A 23,538-nucleotide genomic window follows, 5' to 3' on the forward strand; every position below is an offset into this window, starting at 1 on the left:
AAGACAAACTGCGCCCGGCGAAAACAGAGGATCGCCAGTCCTTGCGGGCGGGCGATCGTGCGTTTCGATCTGACTGACGTCAGGCGATGCGGTCTCGGTTAGCCTCGGTCGGAACCGGCTTGAAGCCGTTCCCAGGACCGCGTGTGCAACCGACCTTCATCGGAAAGTCGGGTGGCAATACACGCTGAGTCGAGCCCCGTCAAGCACGACAGCCTATCCGGTTCTGCAAAGACCACATGTTTCGCGGGTCCCGCGCAATGCGACAGAAACATTCCCGTCCACACCCGGCATGATCCGTCATTATCGGGCGCTTAAGTCATGATCCGGCACCGCGGGACCGTCACCTGCACCGCCGTCCCCTTGCCAGTCTGACCGGGAATCGGAGTATCGCAGACGATGTGACTCGGGGGGGCATCTGTCGGACCGGGGGCAACCTGAACGTTTCACACTGTTGTAGTGATCTGACGTGAACTGGGTGCATTTGTGCAGCCCAAGATGAAAAGGATGAAGACCATGGCGTTCAGGAACGTCGCATTCGCAGCCATCGCCGCTGCCACTCTCGTCGGCGCCTTCGGTCTGCCGGCCCAGGCGCAGACCGACCGTGACGGTCAGCAGCGCTGGATCAACATCGTCAACCGTTCCGGCGTTACGATCCGCGAGTTCTACATGACCGACGTCGACACCCGTGGCTGGGGCGACGACCGTCTCGGGCAGAACGTGGTCGAGCCCGGCGACTCGCTCCGGGTGGTTCCGACCCCGCGCCAGCGCTCGCGCGGCTATTGCCAGTACGACATGAAGGTCGTCTTCGCCAACGAGCGCACCGTTGAGCGCCGCGGCGTCAACCTGTGCCAGACCACCAACCTCGTCTGCACCTCGACGGGGTCCTGCCGCGTCAACTGACACGGCCAGGCTCTTCCCTGCCGCAAGGCCGCCCGGACGGGCGGCCTTTTGCGTTTCGGGGCCGGATCACGGCCGCTGGCGCATGGGATGGTCGTCGATGTCGGGGATTGCACCGCCCTGAGCGGCCCCGTCCCCGCAAGCAAAAGGGCCGCCTTTCGGGCGGCCCTTTTCGTATGTCCAGGACAGGCAGGGGGTAGGCCCCCTGCCCTCGCCCCGCATCAGGGCTGCGGCGCCTCGATCACGGCCACCTCGGCGGGAGCACCGGCCGGCGTCCCCGCAGCCTTTTGCTTCTCGTCGAGGATGAGATCGTCGCGCTTCAGCGCGATCTCGCGGATACGGCTGATCATGGCACCGGTGCCCGCCGGGATGAGGCGGCCGACGATGACGTTCTCCTTGAGGCCCTCGAGCGTGTCCGACTTGCCGTTGACGGCGGCTTCGGTGAGCACGCGCGTGGTCTCCTGGAAGGAGGCCGCGGAGATGAAGGACCGCGTCTGCAGCGAGGCCTTGGTGATGCCGAGCAGAACCGGCGTGCCGGTAGCCGGCCGCTTGTTCTTGTCGTCCGCCATGGCGAGGTTCGCCTCTTCCATCTCGGAGGCGTCGACCTGGTCACCCTGGATGAGATCGGTGTCACCGGGATCGGTAATCTCGACCTTCTGGAGCATCTGGCGGACGATGACCTCGATGTGCTTGTCGTTGATGACGACGCCCTGGAGCCGGTAGACCTCCTGGATCTCGTTGACGAGGTAAGCGGCAAGCTCCTCCACGCCCTTGATCGCCAGGATGTCGTGCGGCGCCGGATTGCCGTCGACGATGAAGTCGCCCTTCTGCACCTCGTCGCCGTCCTGAAGGTGGATATGCTTGCCCTTCGGGATCAGGTACTCGGCCGTCTCGGCATCGGCCTCGAAAGGCTCGATCGTCAGGCGACGCTTCTGCTTGTAGTCCTTGCCGAAGCGCACGACGCCGGAGATCTCGGCGATGATCGCGGCATCCTTCGGACGGCGCGCCTCGAAGAGTTCGGCGACGCGCGGCAGACCGCCGGTGATGTCGCGGGTCTTGGCGCTTTCCAGCGGGATACGGGCGATGACGTCGCCGGCATGGATCTGCGCACCCGGCTCGAAGCTGATGACCGCATCCACCGCAAGCGCGTAGCGGGCATCCGTCCCACGCGGCAGCTTCTGAAGCTTGCCGTTGGAGTCGCGGATGACGAGCGACGGCTTGAGGTCGGCCGAACGGGTCGAGGTGCGCCAGTCGGTGACGACACGCTTGGTGAAGCCGGTGGCCTCGTCGGTGGTTTCCGCGAGGGACTGGCCGTCGACCAGATCCTCGAAGCCCAATACGCCGTCGATTTCCGAGATGATCGGGCGGGTGTAGGGATCCCACTCGGCGATGCGCTGGCCGCGCTTGACCTTCGTCCCCTCGTCCACACGCAGCTTGGCGCCGTACTGGATACGGTGCGTCGCGCGCTCGGTGCCGTCCGCATCGGCGATGATGACGGCCATGTTGCGGCCCATCGCGATGAGTTCGCCGTCCGAGTTCTTCACGATCGAACGGTTGCGGATCTTGATCGTGCCTTCGAAGGTCGCCTCGATGAACGAGGTGTCGACGACCTGGGCAGCGCCGCCAATGTGGAAGGTGCGCATGGTGAGCTGGGTACCCGGCTCGCCGATGGACTGCGCCGCGATGACACCGACCGCTTCGCCGATATTGACGGGCGTGCCGCGGGCGAGGTCTCGGCCATAGCACTGGCCGCAGACGCCGACCTTGGTCTCGCAGGTGAGCACCGAGCGGATCTTCACCTCCTGGATGCCGGCGGCGGCGATCGCCTCCACGTCCTTCTCGAGGATCATGGCACCGGCCTCGACCAGCACCTTGCCCGAGGACGGGTCGGTGACGGTGACGGCGGCCGAACGGCCAAGGATGCGCTGGCCGAGCGTCGCCACGACCTGGCCCGCATCGACGATGGCGCGCATGCCGATACCCTTTTCGGTATGGCAGTCACGCTCCGTGATGATGCAGTCCTGGGCCACGTCGACGAGACGGCGCGTCAGGTAGCCGGAGTTGGCCGTCTTCAGGGCGGTGTCGGCCAGACCCTTGCGGGCGCCGTGGGTGGAGTTGAAGTACTCCATCACGGACAGACCTTCCTTGAAGTTCGAGATGATCGGCGTCTCGATGATCTCGCCCGAGGGCTTTGCCATCAGGCCGCGCATGGCGGCAAGCTGGCGCATCTGGGTCGGCGAACCACGCGCACCCGAATGCGACATCATGTAGATCGAGTTGATCGGCTTGTCGCGACCGTTCTCGTCCTTCTTCACCGAGGAGATGCGTCCCATCATCTCCTGGGCCAGACGGTCCGAGCACTTGGCCCAGGCGTCGACGACCTTGTTGTACTTCTCGCCATAGGTGATGAGGCCGTCGAGATACTGCTGCTCGTAGTCCTTGGTGAGCGTCCGCGTCTCCTCGACGATCGGCCACTTGTTGTCCGGGACGACCATGTCGTCCTTGCCGAAGGAAATGCCGGCCTTGTAGGCGTGGTAGAAGCCCAGCGCCATGATCCGGTCGCAGAAGATCACCGACTCCTTCTGGCCGCAGAAGCGGTAGACGGTGTCGATCATCGCCGAGATCTCCTTCTTCGTCATCAGCTTGTTGGCTGCGTCGAAGGGAACCTTGGGCGACTTCGGCAGGAGCTGGCCGAGCAGGACGCGGCCGGGCGTGGTCTCGTACATGCGGCGGACATGGTTGCCGTCCGCATCGAGGCCTTCCCAGCGGTACTTGATCTTGGTGTGGAGCGTGACGACCTTGTTGGCCAGCGCATGCTCGAGTTCGCCGATATTGGCGAAGGCTTTGCCCTGACCGGGCATGCCGTCGGACATCAGCGACACGTAATAGAGGCCGAGAACGATGTCCTGCGAGGGCACGATGATCGGCGCGCCGTTGGCCGGATGCAGAATGTTGTTGGTCGACATCATGAGGACGCGCGCTTCCAGCTGCGCCTCAAGCGACAGGGGCACGTGCACGGCCATCTGGTCACCGTCGAAGTCGGCGTTGAAGGCCGAGCAGACGAGCGGATGCAGCTGGATCGCCTTGCCCTCGATCAGCACCGGCTCGAAGGCCTGGATGCCGAGGCGGTGGAGCGTCGGGGCGCGGTTGAGCAGCACCGGATGTTCGCGGATGACCTCGTCAAGGATGTCCCAGACTTCGGGACGCTCCTTCTCGACCAGCTTCTTCGCCTGCTTGACGGTGGCCGACAGGCCCTTGGCATCGAGACGGGCGTAGATGAAGGGCTTGAACAGCTCGAGCGCCATCTTCTTCGGCAGACCGCACTGGTGCAGCTTCATTTCCGGACCGACGACGATGACCGAACGGCCGGAATAGTCGACGCGCTTGCCGAGCAGGTTCTGGCGGAAGCGACCCTGCTTGCCCTTCAGCATGTCGGCGAGCGACTTCAGCGGACGCTTGTTGGCGCCGGTGATGACGCGGCCGCGGCGGCCGTTGTCAAACAGCGCATCGACCGCTTCTTGAAGCATGCGCTTCTCGTTGCGGATGATGATGTCGGGAGCACGCAGCTCGATCAGCCGCTTCAGGCGGTTGTTGCGGTTGATGACGCGGCGGTAGAGGTCGTTGAGGTCGGACGTTGCGAAGCGGCCGCCATCCAGCGGCACCAGCGGACGCAGGTCCGGCGGGATGACCGGAACGACGGTCAGGATCATCCATTCCGGCTTGTTGCCGGACTGGATGAAGGCCTCGATGATCTTCAGGCGCTTGGCGAGCTTCTTGGGCTTCAGCTCGGTGGTCGCCTCGGAGATCTCCTTGCGGGTATCGGCCGCCAGCTTCTCGAGGTCGAGGCCGCGCAGCAGCTCGCGGATCGCCTCGGCGCCGATCAGGGCAGTGAACGAGTCGTCACCGAACTCGTCCTGCGCCTTGATGTACTCCTCTTCGGACAGGAGCTGACGCTCCTTCAGGGAGGTCAGACCCGGCTCGATGACGCAGTAATATTCGAAATAGAGGATGCGCTCGAGGTCCTTGAGCGGCATGTCGAGAAGGAGGCCAATGCGGCTCGGCAGCGACTTCAGGAACCAGATATGGGCAACCGGAGCGGCAAGCTCGATATGGCCCATGCGCTCGCGACGGACGCGCGAAAGGGTGACCTCGACGCCGCACTTCTCGCAGATGATGCCCTTGTACTTCATGCGCTTGTACTTGCCGCACAAGCACTCGTAGTCCTTGATGGGGCCGAAGATCCGCGCGCAGAACAGGCCGTCACGCTCAGGCTTGAACGTGCGGTAGTTGATGGTCTCCGGCTTTTTGATCTCGCCGAAGGACCAGGACAGAATCTTCTCCGGGCTCGCGATCGAGATCTTGATCTGATCGAACGTGGCCGGCTGCGTGGTCGGATTGAAGAGATTTGCGATCTCTTGGTTCATCGCCGTCTCCTAAGCCCGGTGTCCCGGGGGGAAGTTCGGGGCCGGAATACAATTCCCGGCCGATGAAAGCGTCGTCAGGTGGAACGTCGGGGGAGCGGACGGACCCGATCCCCTAAGCAGGCACGAACGCCTTACTCGGCGGCCTGCTGTCCCACGTCGTCGTTGTCGGTGCGCACGGGCTTGGAGGTCGCCAGTTCGACATTGAGGCCGAGCGAGCGCATTTCCTTGACCAGCACGTTGAAGCTCTCGGGAATGCCAGCCTCGAAGGTGTCGTCGCCGCGGACGATCGCCTCGTAGACCTTGGTGCGGCCGGCCACGTCGTCCGACTTCACCGTGAGCATTTCCTGCAGCGTGTAGGCGGCACCGTAGGCCTCGAGGGCCCAGACCTCCATCTCGCCGAAGCGCTGGCCGCCGAACTGCGCCTTGCCACCCAGGGGCTGCTGGGTGACGAGCGAGTAGGGACCGATGGACCGCGCGTGGATCTTGTCGTCAACGAGGTGGTGCAGCTTCAGCATGTAGATGTAGCCGACGGTGACCTGGCGATCGAACTGCTCGCCCGTCTTGCCGTCGAACAGCGTCACCTGACCGGAATTGTTCAGGCCGGCCATGGACAGCATGGTCTCGATATCGGCCTCCTTCGCGCCGTCGAAGACGGGGGTCGCGAAATGGACGCCGCGCCGCGTGTTGCGGGCGAGTTCCACCAGGTTGTCCTCGTCGAGCGCGCCGATCTGCGGGTCACTGCCATAGATCCTGGTGAAGGCCTCCTTCAGCGGCTTCACGTTCTTCGACTTCATGTAGGCGTCATAGGCCTGGCCGACCATCTTGCCGAGGCCGGCGGCGGCCCAGCCCAGATGAGTCTCCAGGATCTGGCCGACATTCATGCGGCTGGGCACGCCCAGCGGGTTGAGCACGATGTCCGCATGGGTGCCGTCCTCGAGGAACGGCATGTCCTCGATCGGCACGATGCGGGACACGACGCCCTTGTTGCCGTGACGGCCGGCCATCTTGTCGCCCGGCTGGATCTTGCGCTTCACGGCAATGAAGACCTTGACCATCTTCATCACGCCCGGCGGCAGTTCGTCGCCACGCTGCAGCTTCTCGACCTTGTCCAGGAAGCGCTGCTCGAGGCGGCGCTTCGACTCGTCGTACTGCTTCCGCATCGCCTCGATCTCGGCCATCAGGGCGTCGTCGGCGACGCCAAAGGCCCACCACTGGCCGCGCGGATACTCGGCCAGCAGGTCACGGGTGAGGACCGTGTCCTTCTTGAACGCCTTGGGGCCCGAAATGCCGGTTTTGCCGTCGAGAACCTCGGCCAGGCGGCCGTAGACGTTGCGGTCGAGAATGGCCTGCTCGTCGTCGCGGTCCTTGGCGAGACGCTCGATCTCCTCGCGCTCGATCGCCATGGCACGCTCGTCCTTGTCGACGCCGTGACGGTTGAAGACGCGGACCTCGACGATGGTGCCGGTGACCCCCGGGGGCACGCGCAGCGAGGTGTCGCGCACGTCGGAAGCCTTCTCGCCGAAGATGGCGCGCAGGAGCTTCTCCTCCGGCGTCATCGGGCTCTCGCCCTTCGGCGTGATCTTGCCGACGAGGATGTCACCCGCCTGCACTTCCGCGCCGATATAGACGATGCCGGCCTCGTCGAGGTTCTTCAGCGCTTCTTCCGACACGTTGGGAATATCGCGCGTGATCTCCTCCGGACCGAGCTTGGTGTCGCGGGCGGAGACCTCGAACTCCTCGATATGGATCGAGGTGAAGACGTCTTCCTTCACGATCCGCTCGGAGAGCAGGATGGAATCCTCGAAGTTGTAGCCGTTCCACGGCATGAAGGCGACGAGGACGTTGCGGCCGAGTGCCAGATCGCCGAGATCGGTCGAGGGGCCGTCGGCCAGGATCTCGCCCTTCTTGACGATGTCGCCGACGCGCACCAGCGGACGCTGGTTGATGCAGGTCGACTGGTTGGAGCGCTGGAACTTCATCAGGCGGTAAATGTCGACGCCCGACTTGGTCGGATCGAGATCCTCGGTGGCGCGGATGACGATACGGGTGGCGTCCACCTGATCGACCACGCCGGTGCGGCGGGCGGCGATGGCGGCGCCGGAGTCACGGGCGACGACCGATTCCATGCCGGTGCCGACGAAGGGCGCATCGGCCTTCACCAGAGGCACAGCCTGGCGCTGCATGTTCGAGCCCATCAGCGCGCGGTTGGCGTCGTCATTCTCGAGGAACGGGATGAGCGCGGCTGCGACCGACACGAGCTGCTTCGGCGACACGTCCATGAAGTCGACGCGGTCCACGGGCAGCAGCAGCGTCTCACCCGCCTGACGGCAGATGACGAGGTCTTCCATGAACTTGCCGCTCTCGTCGATCGGCGCGTTGGCCTGGGCGACGGAGTACTTCCCTTCCTCCATGGCCGACAGATAGATCACCTCGTCGGTGACCCGACCGTCGCGGACCTTGCGGTAGGGCGTCTCGATGAAGCCGTACTTGTTGACGCGGGCGAAAGTGGCCAGCGAGTTGATCAGGCCGATATTCGGGCCTTCGGGCGTCTCGATCGGACAGATACGGCCGTAATGCGTCGGGTGCACGTCGCGCACCTCGAAGCCGGCGCGCTCACGCGACAGGCCGCCCGGTCCAAGCGCCGAGAGACGGCGCTTGTGGGTGATCTCGGACAGCGGGTTGGTCTGGTCCATGAACTGCGACAGCTGCGAGGATCCGAAGAACTCGCGCACGGCGGCGGCGGCCGGCTTGGCGTTGATCAGATCCTGCGGCATGACCGTGTCGATCTCGACCGAGCTCATGCGCTCCTTGATGGCGCGCTCCATGCGCAGCAGGCCGACGCGGTACTGGTTCTCCATGAGCTCGCCGACCGAGCGCACACGGCGGTTGCCGAGGTGGTCGATGTCGTCGATCTCGCCCTTGCCGTCGCGCAGTTCGACCAGCGTCCGGACCACGGCGAGGATGTCATCCTTGCGGAGGATGCGCACGGTGTCCTCGGCGGTGAGGTCAAGGCGCATGTTCATCTTCACGCGGCCGACGGCGGACAGGTCGTAGCGCTCGCTGTCGAAGAACAGCGAGTGGAACATCGCCTCCGCGGTCTCGACCGTCGGCGGCTCGCCGGGGCGCATGACACGGTAGATGTCGAACAGCGAGTCCTCGCGCGTCATGTTCTTGTCGGCGGCGAGCGTGTTGCGGATATAGGCGCCGATGGTGATGTGGTCGATGTCGAGCGTCGGCAGGGCTTCGTAGCCCTCCGCCACCAGCATCTTCAGCATCTTCTCGGTGATCTCCTCGCCGGCCTCGGCATAGATCTCACCGGTCTTCATGTTGACCATGTCCTCGGCGAGGTAGCGACCCGCCAGTTCCTCGGTCGACAGGCGGAGCGCCTTCAGGCCCTTCTCGGCGAGCTTCTTGGCCTCGCGGACCGAGAGCTTCTTGCCGGCCTCCAGCACGACCTCGCCGGTATCGGCGTCGATCATGTCATTGGCGGCCTTGAAGCCGCGCATGCGGGCGGCGTCGTAAGGCACGCGCCAGCCGTCCTTCTTGTCCTTCGTCACCAGAATGTGGTTGTAGAAGGTCGCCAGGATGTCCTCGGAGCCCATGCCGAGGGCATAGAGCAGGCTCGTGACCGGAATCTTGCGGCGGCGGTCGATGCGCGCATAGACGATGTCCTTGGCGTCGAACTCGATGTCGAGCCAGGAACCGCGATAGGGGATGATGCGGGCGGCGAAAAGCAGCTTGCCCGAGGAATGGGTCTTGCCCTTGTCGTGGTCGAAGAACACGCCGGGCGAGCGGTGCATCTGCGAGACGATGACGCGCTCGGTGCCGTTGACGATGAAGGTGCCGTTCGAGGTCATGAGCGGGATGTCGCCCATGTAGACGTCCTGCTCCTTGATGTCCTTGACGGACTTCGCGCCGGTATCGGCGTCCACATCGAACACGATGAGGCGCAGCGTCACCTTGAGCGGAGCGGCGAAGGTCATGCCGCGCTGACGGCACTCGTCGACATCGTATTTCGGCGGCTCGAACTCGTATTTCACGAACTCCAGCATGGCGCTGCCGGAGAAATCGGTGATCGGAAACACCGATTTGAACACGGCCTGCAGCCCCTCGTCGGAGCGTCCGCCCTTGGGCTCGTCGACCATCAGGAACTGGTCATAGGACGACTTCTGAACCTCGATGAGGTTCGGCATCGTCGCGACTTCCCTGATCTTGCCGAAGAACTTGCGGAACCTTTTGCGGCCGGTGAAAGTCTGAGCCATGTCGCCTCTCGCTTGGGCCGCCAGGCGTCGGCGGCGGCCCTGGTTCCAGCGACGGGCGGGCTTGATGAAGCCGCTCCCGTCGCAGACGCCTGACCGGACGGTCCACAGGCGGGTCGATAGGCGACCCTGGACCGTCCGGTCAAACGCTGACAACCCCTGTTATCCTCGCGGTGCCGTGAAGCCCCGCATGCGAATGCACGCCCGCCTGACGGCGGTCCCGCTCCGGTCACCCGGGGCGGATAAGCCCGCACGGGCGGCCCGAAGACCGCCCGCGCGGAGCCTGATCACTTCAGTTCGACCTTGGCGCCGGCGGCCTCGAGCTGCTTCTTCAGCTTCTCGGCCTCATCCTTGCTGACGCCTTCCTTGACGGCCTTCGGAGCACCCTCGACGAGGTCCTTGGCTTCCTTCAGGCCGAGGCCGGTGATGGCGCGGACTTCCTTGATCACCTCGATCTTCTTGTCGCCGGCGGCGGCAAGCATCACGGTGAACTCGGTCTGCTCCTCGACCGGGGCAGCGGCGGCGCCGGCACCCGGGCCAGCGGCGACGGCCACGGCGGCGGCGGCGGAGACGCCCCACTTCTCTTCGAGCATCTTCGCGAGCTCGGCGGCCTCGAGAACGGTGAGCGACGACAGTTCGTCAACGATTTTGGCGAGATCAGCCATTTGCATTTTCCTTTTGAACGGTTCGAACCGGGTTGGGTGAGAGGTGCCTCACGCGGCCTTGTCTCGGTCGGCATAAGCAGTGAACACGCGCGCGAGCTTTGCAGCGGGCGCGGTCGAGAGCTGGGCGAGCTTGGTCGCGGGAGCCTGGATGAGGCCCACGAGCTTGGCGCGCAGTTCGTCGAGCGACGGCAGTGTGGCGAGTGCCTTCACACCGTCCGGGTTCAGAGCGGTCGTCCCCATGGCGCCGCCAAGGATGACAAACTTGTCATGCAGCTTGGCGAATTCCGAGGCGACCTTCGGTGCCGCGACCGGATCCTGGCTGATGGCCAGAATCGTGGGGCCCTTCAGCAGGGCTCCGATGGACGCGACGTCCGTGCCTTCGAGAGCGATCCTGGCGAGGCGGTTCTTGGTGACCTTCACTGACGCGCCCTGGGCCTTCATCCTGCGACGAAGGTCCTGCATCTGCGCGACCGTGAGGCCGGAATAGTGAGCGACGACGACGACGCCGGAGGTCTTGAAGACCTCGTTGAGCGTGCCGACCAGCTCCTTCTTTTCCGTGCGATCCACGTTTGCTCTCTCTGGTCGGGGCCTCCTCGCGGAGAGCCCCGGGTTGCACCTGCCGATCATCGGCGCCGGCGAGCCGGCCTCCGAACGATCGACGTTCGGCCCTGTCCCCTCTGGAACACCGCGGGATGAAATCCCTCGGCCGAGGTGCCTTGAGTTCGAACCCTTCCCTCGGCGTTGCCGCCGGTGAAATGGTCTTCACCCGTCTGTGCAGGCTTTGGCGATTAAGAGGGGGTAACCCCTCGCCTGCAGTCTCGGACAGGACGATCCGGTCTCGCGATCCCGGGTCCTCGGACCCTCGTGGGACAACTCCACCGGCCTTGCCGCGCGGGTTTCCCTGCGCGGAAGCTCTTCACAAAAAACTCTTGCGGACTCCTGATCAGGGTCCGGGAACCGCTCCCGGCGTCTCCTGTGTCGACCGCGCCTCCGAAAAACGGCGAATCGCGATCCTTGGGCCAAACGCAATGAGGGCGTGGTTGCCCACACCCCAGCCGGCGTCGTCTAGCAAAGGCTGTTCCAGTTGCCAAGGGGGGCAGGCCATTTTTTTGGCCGGTCCTCCCTGGCATGCAGGGCTGCATCCCAGACACACGACGGAAGGAGGCGCACGCGCAATGCGTGCGCGCCCTGTCGGCATCAGGCGTTGAGCACGCTCGACGGATCGACCTTCACGCCGGGGCCCATGGTCGAGGAGATCGCGATCTTCTGCACATAGGTTCCCTTGGCGCCGGTCGGCCGGGCCTTCACGACGGCGTCGGCGAAGGCCTTGATGTTCTCCACCAGCTTGCCGGGCTCGAACGAGACCTTGCCGACGGCGGAGTGGATGATGCCGGCCTTCTCGACCCGGAACTCGACGGCACCGCCCTTGGAGGCGGCCACGGCCGACTTCACGTCCATGGTCACCGTGCCGACCTTCGGGTTCGGCATCAGGCCACGCGGGCCCAGCACCTTACCGAGGCGGCCGACCAGGCCCATCATGTCCGGCGTGGCGATGCAGCGATCGAAATCGATCTTGCCGCCCTGGACGATTTCCAGAAGGTCTTCGGCACCGACGATGTCGGCGCCTGCCGCCTTGGCCTCATCGGCCTTGGCGCCGCGGGCGAAGACGGCAACCCGCAGGGTCCGGCCGGAGCCGTTCGGCAGGTTGCAGACGCCGCGGACCATCTGGTCGGCGTGGCGCGGGTCGACACCGAGATTCATGGCGATCTCGATGGTCTCGTCGAACTTGGCCGTGGCACGCTCCTTGACGAGCTTCACGGCGTCGTCGAGCGCATAGGTCTTGGCGGCGTCGATGCCCTCGAGGGTCTTACGATAGCGCTTTCCGCTCATGGCTTACCCCACCACCTCAAGGCCCATGGACCGGGCCGAGCCTTCGATCATCGACGCAGCCGATTCGACCGTGTCGCAGTTCATGTCGACCATCTTCACCTTGGCGATCTCGGCGATCTGGCCGCGCGTGATCTTGCCGATAAAGCCCTTGCCGGGGGTCGTGTGGCCCTTGTCGATCTTGGCGGCCTTCTTCACCCAATAGGTGACAGGCGGCTGCTTCATCTCGAAGGTGAAGGAGCGGTCCTGGTAGGCGGTGATGACGACCGGAATCGGCATCCCCTTCTCCATCTGCTGGGTCTTCGCGTTGAAGGCCTTGCAGAATTCCATGATGTTGAGGCCGCGCTGACCGAGAGCGGGACCGATGGGCGGGGCGGGGTTAGCGGCCCCGGCCGGCACCTGCAGCTTGATGAATCCGACGATTTTCTTCGCCATGATGTCCTCCTGACGCGCCCTGTATCGGGCGGCCGGTTGGGTTTCGTGGTCGGGTTCGAAGCGGATGGCGAACCGCCGCTCCTCGCCTCCCACGGGTGAAGGAGGACCGGCGAACCGCCCCTCCGCCGCCAGCCCCAGGGGGCGGCGGTTGTCGCTGCCGGCCGATGGCCGGCGGCACGTTCAGGTCAGAGCTTGTCGACCTGACTGAATTCCAGCTCCACCGGCGTCGGCCGGCCGAAGATCGAGACGGCGACCTTGACGCGGGCGCGGCCGTCGTCGACCTCCTCGATGAAGCCCTCGAAGGAGGCGAAGGGACCGTCGTTGACACGGACCTTCTCGCCGACCTCGAAGGTGATCGTCGTCTTGGGACGGTCAACGCCCTCCTGGACCTGCTGGGCGATGCGCATCGCCTCGGCCTCGGGGATCGGCATGGGCTTCTTGTCGGCACCGAGGAAGCCGGTGACCTTCGGGGTGTTCTTGATCAGGTGATAGGCCTGATCGGTCATGTCCATCTTCACCAGGACATAACCGGGGAAGAACTTGCGCTCGGTGTCGATCTTGCGGCCGCGTCGCACCTCGGTGACGCGCTCCTTCGGCACCAGAATGTCCTCGAACAGTTCCGACAGGCCGCGCTGGGCCGCACCCTCACGAATCGCCTCGGCCACCTTGTTCTCGAAATTCGAATAGGCGTGGACCACGTACCACTGCTTCGCCACGGACGGGCTCCCTCAGCTGCCGAGCGAAAGGAGCGTCTGCACGCCCCAACGGATCACCGTATCGGCGATGAAAAAGAAGATCGCCGAGACGATCATGAAGATCACAACCATGATCGAGGAGATGCCGACCTCCTTGCGCGTGGGCCAGGTGACCTTGTTGGCCTCCTGGCGGACCTGCTGCATGAATTCGACAGGATTGGGTTTCGCCATGGTGAGAATCCGGACAGGGCCGCACACCGCTCCCACCCATGAGGGTGAAAGCCGGCGCGTCGGCCCGGAAAAAGGAAACGCGTCCCGCCGGATGTCCGTCACCGGGCCGGCAGGGAGTGGCGTCTGCTACCCGAAACGGGACGGGTCGTCAAGGAAAGCCGGCCAGGGGCTGCAACGAGAAAGGCCCGGCGCTTGCCGCACCGGGCCTTGTCGAAATTGGCAGGGGCTGGGGGATTCGAACCCACGACCTGCGGTTTTGGAGACCGCCGCTCTACCAGCTGAGCTAAACCCCTAGAGGAGAGCCGAGGATATAGTCCGCCCCGGCCGTCCGATCAATCATTGATCACTCGATGATGGCGGCGACGACGCCGGCGCCGACGGTGCGGCCGCCTTCACGGATGGCGAAGCGCAGCTTCTCCTCCATGGCGATCGGCACGATCAGGCTCACTGTCATGGCGATGTTGTCGCCCGGCATCACCATCTCCGTCCCCTCGGGAAGGGTGACGATGCCCGTCACGTCGGTGGTGCGGAAGTAGAACTGAGGACGGTAGTTGGTGAAGAACGGCGTGTGGCGGCCGCCCTCCTCCTTCGTCAGGATATAGGCCTCGGCCTTGAACTTCGTGTGCGGCTTCACCGAACCCGGCTTGCACAGAACCTGGCCGCGCTCGACGTCCTCGCGCTTCGTGCCGCGCAGCAGCGCACCGATATTGTCGCCAGCCTGGCCCTGGTCCAGCAGCTTGCGGAACATCTCGACGCCCGTGACGATCGTCTTCTGCGTGTCGCGGATGCCGACGATCTCGATTTCCTCGCCCACCTTCACGATGCCGCGCTCAACGCGGCCGGTCACCACCGTGCCGCGGCCCGAGATCGAGAACACGTCCTCGACCGGCATCAGGAACGGCATGTCAACCGGACGCTCCGGCTGCGGGATGTAGCTGTCGACGGTGGCCATCAGCGCCAGAACGGCGTCATGGCCGATCTCCGGATTGACATTGTCCAGAGCCGCCTTGGCCGAACCCTTGGTGATCGGGATGTCGTCGCCAGGGAACTCGTACTTCGACAGAAGCTCGCGGATCTCCATCTCGACAAGCTCGAGAAGCTCGGCGTCGTCGACAAGATCCACCTTGTTCATGAACACCACCAGCGCGGGAACGCCGACCTGGCGGGCCAGAAGGATGTGCTCGCGCGTCTGCGGCATCGGACCGTCAGCCGCCGAAACCACCAGGATCGCGCCGTCCATCTGCGCCGCGCCGGTGATCATGTTCTTCACGTAGTCGGCGTGGCCCGGGCAGTCGACGTGGGCGTAGTGACGGTTCGCCGTCTCATACTCCACATGCGCCGTCGAGATCGTGATGCCGCGCGCCTTCTCCTCCGGCGCCTTGTCGATCATGTCATAGGCCGTGAACGTCGCGCCGCCAGACTCGGCAAGGACCTTCGTGATCGCCGCCGTCAGCGACGTCTTGCCGTGGTCAACGTGACCAATCGTGCCGATGTTGCAGTGCGGCTTATTCCGGTTGAACTTTTCCTTGGCCATCGGTCGTGGTCCTTCGGCTGCCAAAATACGGGCGTGCCCGCGGTGGGCGGTCGGTTACGGGTTTTCGCGGCGCTGTTCAAGTGCAAATTGGCAGCACCGCCGCGACATGGCGCGCGGGCGAAGCGCCGACAGGCGGCCGCAAGCCTTCGGCAGCGCGTGCCGCCGCGCCCAAGCAGTTGATCAGGAAGGCGATGATGGCGATCCCGGTCGCGCCGGCGCCGTGCTTGCGTCGCGGCGGCCGCCTCTTCAAGATCGTCGCGCCGGCCACGCCGGTCGCTCTATCGCCTCGCTGCCGTCCGCGTCCCGCAAGGCCGCAGACCGGCTCCCATGCCCTTCCACCGCCACGGACCCGCCATGACCGCGCCCGCCGCGCCCCGCGGCACCAGGCCCCCCCGTATCGGCGCCATCGCGACCCTTCCGCTGTTCCACAAGCTGCGGGGGCGCCGGGTGGTGCTGGCCGGCGACAGCGACGGCGCGGCATGGAAGGCCGAGCTGCTGGCGGCGACCGGCGCCGACCTCCACGTCTTTGCTCCGGATGACGCGGCGCGGTTCGGCGACCTGGCCGCGGCCGAAGGCGGTACGGTCAATGTCCATGGCCGGCGCTGGATCCCGGCCGATCTCGACGAGGCCGCCCTCGCCGTCGCCGATGTCAGTTCGGACGCGGAGGCCGCAGCCTTCGTTGCGGCGGCCCATGCCGCGGGCGCCGTCGTCAATATCGTCGACCGCCCGGCCTTCTGCGATGCCCAGTTCGGCGCGCTCGTCAACCGCTCGCCGCTGCTCGTCGCCATCTCCACGGACGGCGCGGCGCCCGTCTTCGGCCAGGCCATCCGTGCGCGTATCGAGGCGCTCCTGCCCCCGGGCCTGCAGGCGTGGGCGCAGGCGGCGCGCGACTGGCGCGCGCGCGTGCAGGCGCGCGAGGCGCCCTTCGCCCTCCGCCGCGCCTTCTGGCAGCGCTTCACCGACCGCGCCCTCGCCGATCCGGACCGGCCGCCGGGCGAAGCCGACCGTGATGCGCTGATGGCCGATCTCGACCGGCTCGAGGCGGCGCCGCGCCGCGGCCGGGTGCTGCTGGTCGGCGCGGGGCCCGGCGACCCCGACCACCTCACCCTCAAGGCGCTGCGCGCGCTGCAATCGGCAGACGTCATCCTCTACGACAACCTGGTGACGCCGGAGGTGCTGGAACTGGCCCGGCGGGAGGCGCGGCGGGTCGCGGTCGGCAAGGTCGGCCATGGTCCCTCGGTCAGCCAGGCCGACATCAACGCGCTGATGATCCAGCTCGCCCGCGACGGCCAGACGGTCGTGCGGCTGAAGAGCGGTGACCCCGCCATTTTCGGCCGCGCCAACGAGGAGATGGCGGCGTGCCGGAGCGCCGGCATCCAGCTTTCCATCATTCCGGGCATCACTGCCGCGCAGGGCGCCGCGGCCTCGCTCGGCCTGTCCCTCACCGATCGCGATTTCGCCCAGCGGCTGCAATTCGTCACCGGCCACAGTCGCAAGGGGGAACTGCCTGATTCGATCAACTGGACGGCCGTCGCCGACCCGGCCGCGACCACCGTGATCTACATGCCGCGGCACACGCTGCGCCGCTTCGCCGCAAGGGCCCTCGACTCGGGCCTCGCCCGGTCGACGCCGGCGCTCGCCATCGCCTCAGCGACACGTGCCGAAGAGGTGCATGTCACCGCTGCGATTGCCGATCTGCCCGACCTGGTGGAAGGCCTTCCGGCCGCCCTCCCCGTCCTCGTCATCGTCGGCGAAGCGGTCCGCGGTCTCGCGAATGCCACGGCGGATCTGCCCGTCGCCGGGATCGACATGCAGGCGTGACGGCGTTCCGGCAAGGGCGGCGCATGGCAGGCGGCTGCTGATGGCAGGCGAATGGAGCGGGTAGCGGGAATCGAACCCGCGTATTCAGCTTGGAAGGCTGCTGCTCTACCATTGAGCTATACCCGCGCCGGAAGCGCGAGTGACCACATTTGCGCGCCCCGATCAAGAGGCGCCGGTCTGCCGTGCGCGCAGATCGCTTGCGGCGGTGCTCCGTTGCCGGCTTCATGACCGTCCCCTCCGCTCAACCGTCGACGCGCGCGGCACCCGATCTCCTTCATGCATGAACCCGTCCGCCCGAGGCCCGTCAGCGCCCATCTGCTCCTGCTCGCCACGCCCCTGGCGCTGACGCAGATGATCGGCTGGGGCACGACATTCTGGCTGCCGGCCGTGTTGGTCGGGCCGCTCATCCGCGATCTCGCCATCTCCTCCGAGGCGGTTTTCGGCGGCATCACCATCATGCTTCTCGTCAGTGCCGCGGTCGGACCGCGCTTCGGCCGGATCATCGATGGCGGCGGGACACGCTGGGCCATGGCGGCCGGCTCGGTCTGCCTCGCGCTCGCCATGGCCATCCTGTCGGTGTCACAGGGGCTCGCCGGCTATGTGCTGGCCTGGATCCTGATCGGAATCGGTACGCCGCTGGCGCTGACCCAGGCGGCCGCGGCAGCGATGGCGCAACTCGCCGGCCCGAACGCCCGGCAAGCCATCGGGATGCTGATGCTGCTCGGCGGTTTCGCCTCCACGGTCTTCTGGCCGCTGACCGCCTTTCTCGACGCCACCATCGGCTGGCGCACCATGTGCCTGGTCTTCGCCGCCCTGCACCTTGTCGTCTGCGCTCCCATTCACGTGATCTTCCTGGCGCCGCGCGACGAAGAGGAACCGGTACGGTCGCACCTGTCGCGGAGACCGGCCGCTCTGCCGCTCAATGCGGAGCGACGCCGTTCGGCCTTCATCCTGATGGCCATCGCCTTTTCGCTCCAGGGATTCGTCACCTGGGGACTGCCGCTGCAGGTCATCGAGATCCTCAAGGCTTATGGTCACACCGTGGCCTTCGCCATCTTCGCCGGCAGCCTGATGGGCCCGGCCCAGGTGATCTCGCGGCTGGCGGAGGTTGTTTTCGGACGGACGACCGGCATCCTCGCCGTCGGAGTAGTGACGGCCGCCGTGATGCCGGTGGCCGTCGTGCTGCCGGTCATCAGCCCCGGCTCCGCCATCCTCTGCGTTGGCTTCGTGATCGGCTACGGCATCTCGGCCGGCGCCATGACCGTCGTGCGCAGCGTCGCGCCGCTCGCCCTTTTCGGGCGGGAAACCTATGCGACGATGAACGGCTGGCTCAGCCTGCCGCAGAACCTCGTCTTTGCCAGCGCCCCGATCGTCTATGCCTTCGTCATGCGTCACTGGGGTCCGACGCCGACCCTGCTGATGTCCTTCGGTGCCGCACTCGTCGCGCTCGGCACCATGGTCATGCTGGAGCGCCGCTTCCGTCACGACACCAACGGCTGAATCCGCTCCCGCGCGAAACCGGAACGGGCTTCGCGTTTGACGATAGTTGCGGATGCAACTAAACAGGAGCGACGATAAGAACCGGAGGACGCCATGACCCTGCAATATGTGACGGGCTTCGTGCCCACCGACGGCCGCGGCGGCGGCACGCTCCAGTACATGTCGGGATTCGGCAATTCGTTCGAGACCGAGGCCCTGCCCGGCGCCCTGCCGATCGGGCGGAACTCGCCACAGAAGTGCAATTACGGCCTCTATGCCGAACAGCTCTCCGGCTCGCCGTTCACGGCGCCGCAGGCCACCAACCAGCGCTCGTGGCTCTACCGCATCCACCCCTCGGTGAAACATTCGGGACGCTACCGGAAGGTCGACAGGGGCCTGCTGCGCACCGCGCCGGAGGCCCGCGGCGAGAGCGACCTGCCGATCAACCAGTTGCGCTGGGACCCGACCCCGATCCCCGCCGAACCCGTGACCTTCGTCAACGGCCTGTGGACGGTGACAACGGCGGGCGATTCCGACACGCAGGTCGGCATGGCGGCCCATGTGCTGGTCATCAACCGCTCGATGACCAACGAGTACATGTTCAACGCCGACGGCGAGTTCCTCGTTGTCGCCCAGGAGAACCGGCTGCGCTTCCGCACGGAGTTCGGTGTCATCGAGATCGAGCCGGGCGAGATCTGCATCATCCCGCGCGGCGTCGTGTTCAAGGTCGAGCTCGTCGACGGCCCGGCCCGGGCCTATGTCTGCGAGAATTATGGCGGCGCCTTCACGGTGCCCGACCGCGGGCCGATCGGCGCCAATTGCCTCGCCAATTCCCGCGACTTCCTCACCCCGGTCGCCGCCTACGAAGACCGCGAGGAGCCATCGACCCTCTATGCCAAATGGGGCGGCGAGCTCTATGCCGCGTCCATTGGCCAGTCGCCGCTCGACGTCGTCGCCTGGCACGGCAACTACTATCCCTACAAATATGACCTGCGGCATTTCTCGCCGGTCGGGCCGATCCTGTTCGACCATGCCGACCCGTCGATCTTCACGGTGATGACGGCGCCCTCGGAGACGCCGGGCACGGCGAATATCGACTTCGTCATCTTCCCCGAGCGCTGGATGGTCGGCGAGAACACGTTCCGCCCGCCCTGGTATCACCGCAACCTGATGAGCGAGTTCATGGGGCTCATCTACGGCGTCTACGACGCCAAGCCGGAGGGCTTCGTGCCCGGCGGCATGAGCCTGCACAATTGCATGCTGCCGCATGGTCCGGACACGCCCGCCTTCGAACATGCGAGCAATGCCGAGCTCAAGCCGACCAAGCTCACGGGCACCATGGCCTTCATGTTCGAGACACGCTTCCCGCAGCGGGTGACGCGCTGGGCGAGCGAATTGTCGACGCTGCAGCCGAACTACACGGACTGCTGGAAGGACCTGAAGAAGCACTTCGACCCGACCCGCAAGGAGCCGAAGTGACGCGCCGGTGACGATCGGCCGTGGGACTGCACGCCATGCCCGGGATACGCCCGGACATGGCGGATCAGGCCGCGGCCCTTCCCCTCAGCTGACGACGGGCAGGTCGACGATGTCATAGGCATGGGCGATGGTGCGCTTGAGGACGGGATCGATCAGTTCCATCTCGAAGCGCGCCGCCGGGCGGATGCCGCCGATGGCCCCCAGCGTGCCGCCGAACATCAGGGTGGCGGGCAGCAGCGTGTCCCGGCCGGTCCATTTGCCGATCAGGTCGGCGGGCGGACGCAGCTGGGCGAGCCGGCCTTCCTGGTAGAGCACGCGCTCGCCGCCGATCACCGCATGGGCACGCAGCAACAGATCGTCCCAGTGCGGCGCGACCTCCTCGTATTTCCACAGGATGGTGCCGACCGGCTTGGCGCACATCTGCTTCGACAGGGCGATGCCGTAGGTCTCCGCCTTGCGATCGGTATGGTCCGAGCCGACCGTCACCCAGAGCCCGTCGGCCAGCGACAGGATGACCGGCTCGATCTCGCCGGAGGAATCCGGCCCCAGCACCTCGACGCGCCGGCTCTGCGTCACCAGTGCTGCGGCACCCCGGTAGAAGACCGGCACGGACGAGGGCGGCGGCACGCCGATGGCGGCGAGTTCGTGGATGTGGTGCTGGATCGCCGCCTCGTCGCGTCCGGCCCAGCCGGCGACGACCAGCGTCTCGAGTTCGATGGAGATGCGGTCTGAGCGGCCGGCGGCATGGCGGGTGAAGGTCAGCATGGCGGGAGATGTCCTCGAACGGGCGTCAACGACCGATAGCGCGAGACGGGCCGCGCCGCCATGCCTCCCCACGCGCTGCGCCCGTCGCAGGACTGCAAGGCAGGCCCGCTAAGCTTAACGACGGGCGGCGGTTGCCGTCGCCGGGGTCATGCGGTTTGATCCGCGCCGACGTCTTTCAGAAGGGACACGACAATGCAGCCGATGAGCGCCGGCATCACCAAGGCCGGAACCGGGATGGACGGGATCGTCTGGAACATTCTCGGCCAGACCTACGTGCCCAAGCAGGTCAGCGAGACCTCGATGTCCTGGCATGCCACCTTCCCGCCCGGCACCTTCGTGCCGCCGCACATCCATCCGACCCAGGACGAGTTCATCTACATGCTCGAGGGTCGCTTCGATCTCGTGCTGGAAGGAAAGGAATTCGTCGCGACCACCGGCGATCTCATCCGGCTGCCCATGGGCCTCGCCCACGGGATCTTCAACAAGACCGACCAGCCGGTGAAGTGCTTCTTCTGGGTCGCGCCGACGCGCAAGCTCTACGATCTGTTCTGGGGCATCCATTCCATGCCCGAGCAGAATCCGGACGCCGTGGTGGCGCTCTCCGCCAAGCACGAGGTGGTGTTCCTGCCGCCGCCGCCCGGCGCCTGATCAGGCGCGCTGCGCCCGCGCCTGCGCATAGGTGACGAGGGCGACACCGGCGACGACCACGACCGCGCCCGCCCATGTGGCGGGCGCATAGCTTTCGCCGAGGATGAATGTGCCGGCGACAAGCCCCACCGCCGCGGCTGCATAGCCGACCTGGCTGAGATAGACCGGCCCGCCGACCTGCTGCAGGCGGAAGAACATGGCGAGGTTGGCGCCCGTCGCCACCACCTGCGCGGCGATCAGCGCCGGCACGGCGAAGACCCCGCCGATTCCGGCCAGCCCCTCTCCGCTGGCGAAGACCGCCGCCAGAAGCACCCCGGTCGCGACGATGTTGATGGCCGAGGCCAGCGCCAGGGGATCGGCACCTTCGGGCCAGTTGTGCGACCGGTAGACATTGCCGGAGGCGAGGCAGACGGGGATGCAGAGGCCGAGCAGGACCCAGAGCAACGAGGCGTCTGCGCCGCCGCCATCGCCGCGGGAGGCGATGATGACCAGGACGCCGGCGAGGCCGACGGCAATGCCGACGACGCCGAGCAGGCCGGGCCGGCGCCGGGCGACGAGCGAGGCGACGGTCAGCGTCAGGATCGGCGACAGGGCGAACATGACGCCGGTCAGGCCGGCGCCGATCCTGGGGATCACCACGAAGACGACGAGATTGGGGACGACGAAGGAAACGAGCGCGGCGACGAGGTAATAGACCCGGTGGCGGGTCGAGGGCGGCCGGCCGGCCAGGACGGCGCCGATGGTGAGCAGGATGCTGGCCCCGAAGGTCGATACGAAGACCCAGGAGGCGGGCTGGACGCCCGCGGCCGCCGCCAGCTTCTGCAGGGGGAAGGTCGCGCCGAGACAGAGACCGCAGCCGAGAAGCAGGAGTGCGGCCTCGCGCATGCGGGCATTGGCGATCATGCAGGGTCCGTCCGGGAGCACGGCGCCCCCGACACTATCGCGGAATGTCAGGCCGCCTTGCGGTTGACCTTGTCCTGCGAGAAGCCAGCCGTCGAGGCATAGCCGCGCACGATGGCCTTGCGCTCCTCGAAGGACAGGACCGTCTCGATGTCGGTGAAGCCATCGGGCGCCCGCTCCTCGACCGCATCGATGACGCCCTCGGGGCCGCCCTTGCGGTTCATGCGGACGATCTCGGCGGTCGGGGGCAGGCGCGCGCACTCATAGGCCCAGAGCGCCTGGACGGGATGCTCGGCCGCGACCAGGAGGTCGGCGAGGCAGCGGGCATCGAGGATGGCCTGCGAGGCGCCGTTGGAGCCGACGGGATACATGGGGTGGGCGGCATCGCCGAGCAGCGTGACGCGGCCATGGCTCCAGCGCGGCAGCGCATCGCGGTCGCACATGGGATATTCCCAGAATTCCGGCGTCGCCTCGATCATGCGCTGCGCGTCGAGATAGGGCAGCGAGAAGCGCTTGAGATAGGGCATGATGTCCTCAAACCGGCCAGGACGCGACCAGTCCTCGCGGCGCGGCGGCGTCGCGTTGTTCTCGCCGATCTTGGCGGCGATAGCCCAGTTGGTCAGCTTTCGACCGGGCGCGAGGCCCTCGGCGATCGGATAGATCACCAGCTTGGCGCTCATGCCGCCGGCGATCACCATGGAACGGCCGGTGAGGAAGTCCGGCCAGTCCAGCGCGCCGCGCCAGAGCATGATGCCGTTCCACGCCGGCGGGCCTTCGTTGGGGAAGAGCGAGCGGCGCACGGTGGAATGGATGCCGTCGGCGCCGATCAGCACGTCGCCATGCGCCGTGCGGACATGGCGGCCATCGCGGTCGAAGAACCAGGCGGTGACGCCGCTGTCGTCCTGTTTCCAGGCGCCGAGGCGGTGGCCAGTGAAGATGCGGCTCTCGCCGAGCCGCGCCCGGACCGCCTGGTAGATGACGGTCTGCAGGCGGCCGCGGTGGATGGAGAATTGCGGCACGTCGAAGCCGGCCTCGATCCCGCGCGGCTCGCGCCAGATCTCCTGGCCGAAGCGGTTGGTATAGATCAGCTCGTGGGTGCGGATGGCGACGTCGTCAAGGCGCGGCAGCAGGCCGAGCCCGGCCAGTTCCTTGATCGCGTGGGGCAGCGTGTTGATGCCGACGCCGAGCTCGCGGACCTCGGGCGCCTGTTCATAGACCTCGCAGCCGATGCCGCGCGCGGCGAGCATGAGGGCGGTGGTCAGTCCCCCGACACCGCCGCCGACAATGATGGCCTTCATGGAACACTCCCCGACGCGAAGGCGAAAAGACGAGCCGGGATCATGGCTTGGGCCGGTCGGAGAGGCAAGGCCAGCGGCGCTTCCCGCCCCGTTGCGGCGGCCCTGCGGCGATGCGACCTCG

Annotated in this window: 18 protein-coding genes and 2 tRNA genes; 5 read left to right on the plus strand and 15 right to left on the minus strand. The window is 66.3% G+C overall.

What is annotated here, in order from left to right; all coding sequences use genetic code 11:
* Positions 1-513 precede the first annotated feature (513 nt).
* Entirely contained in the window at positions 514-900 is a 387-nt protein-coding gene (locus Q0C57_RS00940; protein WP_296570781.1) for a hypothetical protein, read from the plus strand.
* Between the two features lie 218 nt (positions 901-1,118).
* On the opposite strand, the gene rpoC is transcribed toward Q0C57_RS00940, so the two are convergent.
* From rpoC to Q0C57_RS00995, 11 genes are all read right to left on the minus strand, one after another.
* Entirely contained in the window at positions 1,119-5,321 is a 4,203-nt protein-coding gene (gene rpoC, locus Q0C57_RS00945; RefSeq protein ID WP_296570782.1) for a DNA-directed RNA polymerase subunit beta', read from the minus strand.
* Between the two features lie 131 nt (positions 5,322-5,452).
* Positions 5,453-9,583 (minus strand): DNA-directed RNA polymerase subunit beta, encoded by a 4,131-nt coding sequence (gene rpoB, locus Q0C57_RS00950; RefSeq protein WP_296570786.1) that lies wholly within the window; start codon positions 9,581-9,583, stop codon positions 5,453-5,455.
* A gap of 284 nt (positions 9,584-9,867) precedes the next feature.
* Positions 9,868-10,245, minus strand: coding sequence for a 50S ribosomal protein L7/L12 (rplL, locus tag Q0C57_RS00955; protein ID WP_296570788.1), 378 nt, complete (start codon positions 10,243-10,245; stop codon positions 9,868-9,870).
* 48 nt (positions 10,246-10,293) lie between these two features.
* Positions 10,294-10,812: a 50S ribosomal protein L10 gene (gene rplJ / locus Q0C57_RS00960; RefSeq protein WP_296570790.1), complete on the minus strand. Its 519-nt coding sequence runs from the start codon at positions 10,810-10,812 to the stop codon at positions 10,294-10,296.
* Between the two features lie 630 nt (positions 10,813-11,442).
* Positions 11,443-12,135, minus strand: a complete 693-nt coding sequence (gene rplA, locus Q0C57_RS00965) for a 50S ribosomal protein L1 (RefSeq protein WP_296570792.1) — start codon at positions 12,133-12,135, stop codon at positions 11,443-11,445.
* 3 nt (positions 12,136-12,138) lie between these two features.
* Positions 12,139-12,567 (minus strand): 50S ribosomal protein L11, encoded by a 429-nt coding sequence (gene rplK / locus Q0C57_RS00970; protein ID WP_296570793.1) that lies wholly within the window; start codon positions 12,565-12,567, stop codon positions 12,139-12,141.
* 185 nt (positions 12,568-12,752) lie between these two features.
* A complete protein-coding gene (gene nusG, locus Q0C57_RS00975) occupies positions 12,753-13,283 on the minus strand; it encodes a transcription termination/antitermination protein NusG (RefSeq protein WP_296570796.1) in 531 nt (176 codons plus the stop codon).
* A gap of 12 nt (positions 13,284-13,295) precedes the next feature.
* Positions 13,296-13,493: a preprotein translocase subunit SecE gene (secE, locus tag Q0C57_RS00980; protein WP_296570798.1), complete on the minus strand. Its 198-nt coding sequence runs from the start codon at positions 13,491-13,493 to the stop codon at positions 13,296-13,298.
* 217 nt (positions 13,494-13,710) lie between these two features.
* Positions 13,711-13,786, minus strand: a tRNA-Trp gene (locus Q0C57_RS00985).
* A 50-nt stretch (positions 13,787-13,836) separates the two neighbouring features.
* On the minus strand, positions 13,837-15,027 hold the full coding sequence (gene tuf, locus Q0C57_RS00990) for an elongation factor Tu (RefSeq protein WP_296570776.1): 1,191 nt from the start codon (positions 15,025-15,027) through the stop codon (positions 13,837-13,839).
* A gap of 76 nt (positions 15,028-15,103) precedes the next feature.
* The gene (locus Q0C57_RS00995; RefSeq protein ID WP_296570801.1) at positions 15,104-15,295 is read right to left on the minus strand and encodes a hypothetical protein; all 192 of its coding nucleotides are present in this window, start codon (positions 15,293-15,295) and stop codon (positions 15,104-15,106) included.
* Between the two features lie 86 nt (positions 15,296-15,381).
* On the opposite strand from Q0C57_RS00995, the gene cysG reads away from it, so the two are divergent.
* Complete coding sequence (gene cysG, locus Q0C57_RS01000; RefSeq protein ID WP_296570804.1) at positions 15,382-16,848, plus strand: siroheme synthase CysG; 1,467 nt, start codon at positions 15,382-15,384, stop codon at positions 16,846-16,848.
* Between the two features lie 52 nt (positions 16,849-16,900).
* On the opposite strand, the gene Q0C57_RS01005 is transcribed toward cysG, so the two are convergent.
* A tRNA-Gly gene (locus Q0C57_RS01005) sits at positions 16,901-16,974 on the minus strand.
* A gap of 150 nt (positions 16,975-17,124) precedes the next feature.
* On the opposite strand from Q0C57_RS01005, the gene Q0C57_RS01010 reads away from it, so the two are divergent.
* Positions 17,125-18,348: an MFS transporter gene (locus Q0C57_RS01010; RefSeq protein WP_296570807.1), complete on the plus strand. Its 1,224-nt coding sequence runs from the start codon at positions 17,125-17,127 to the stop codon at positions 18,346-18,348.
* A 93-nt stretch (positions 18,349-18,441) separates the two neighbouring features.
* Positions 18,442-19,806 carry a homogentisate 1,2-dioxygenase gene (hmgA, locus tag Q0C57_RS01015; protein ID WP_296570809.1) on the plus strand — a complete coding sequence of 455 codons (1,365 nt, stop codon included), beginning with the start codon at positions 18,442-18,444 and terminating at the stop codon, positions 19,804-19,806.
* Positions 19,807-19,890: 84 nt separating this feature from the next.
* Here hmgA and Q0C57_RS01020 read toward each other — a convergent pair whose 3' ends face one another.
* On the minus strand, positions 19,891-20,571 hold the full coding sequence (locus Q0C57_RS01020) for a DUF2848 domain-containing protein (RefSeq protein WP_296570811.1): 681 nt from the start codon (positions 20,569-20,571) through the stop codon (positions 19,891-19,893).
* Positions 20,572-20,763: 192 nt separating this feature from the next.
* On the opposite strand from Q0C57_RS01020, the gene Q0C57_RS01025 reads away from it, so the two are divergent.
* Positions 20,764-21,219, plus strand: a complete 456-nt coding sequence (locus Q0C57_RS01025; RefSeq protein WP_296570813.1) for a cupin domain-containing protein — start codon at positions 20,764-20,766, stop codon at positions 21,217-21,219.
* On the opposite strand, the gene Q0C57_RS01030 is transcribed toward Q0C57_RS01025, so the two are convergent.
* The gene (locus Q0C57_RS01030; protein WP_296570814.1) at positions 21,220-22,122 is read right to left on the minus strand and encodes a DMT family transporter; all 903 of its coding nucleotides are present in this window, start codon (positions 22,120-22,122) and stop codon (positions 21,220-21,222) included.
* A gap of 47 nt (positions 22,123-22,169) precedes the next feature.
* Positions 22,170-23,417: a flavin-dependent oxidoreductase gene (locus tag Q0C57_RS01035; protein ID WP_296570815.1), complete on the minus strand. Its 1,248-nt coding sequence runs from the start codon at positions 23,415-23,417 to the stop codon at positions 22,170-22,172.
* Between the last annotated feature and the right edge of the window lie 121 nt (positions 23,418-23,538).

The sequence above is a fragment of the Phreatobacter sp. genome (assembly GCF_022843985.1).
Lineage (GTDB): Bacteria > Pseudomonadota > Alphaproteobacteria > Rhizobiales > Phreatobacteraceae > Phreatobacter.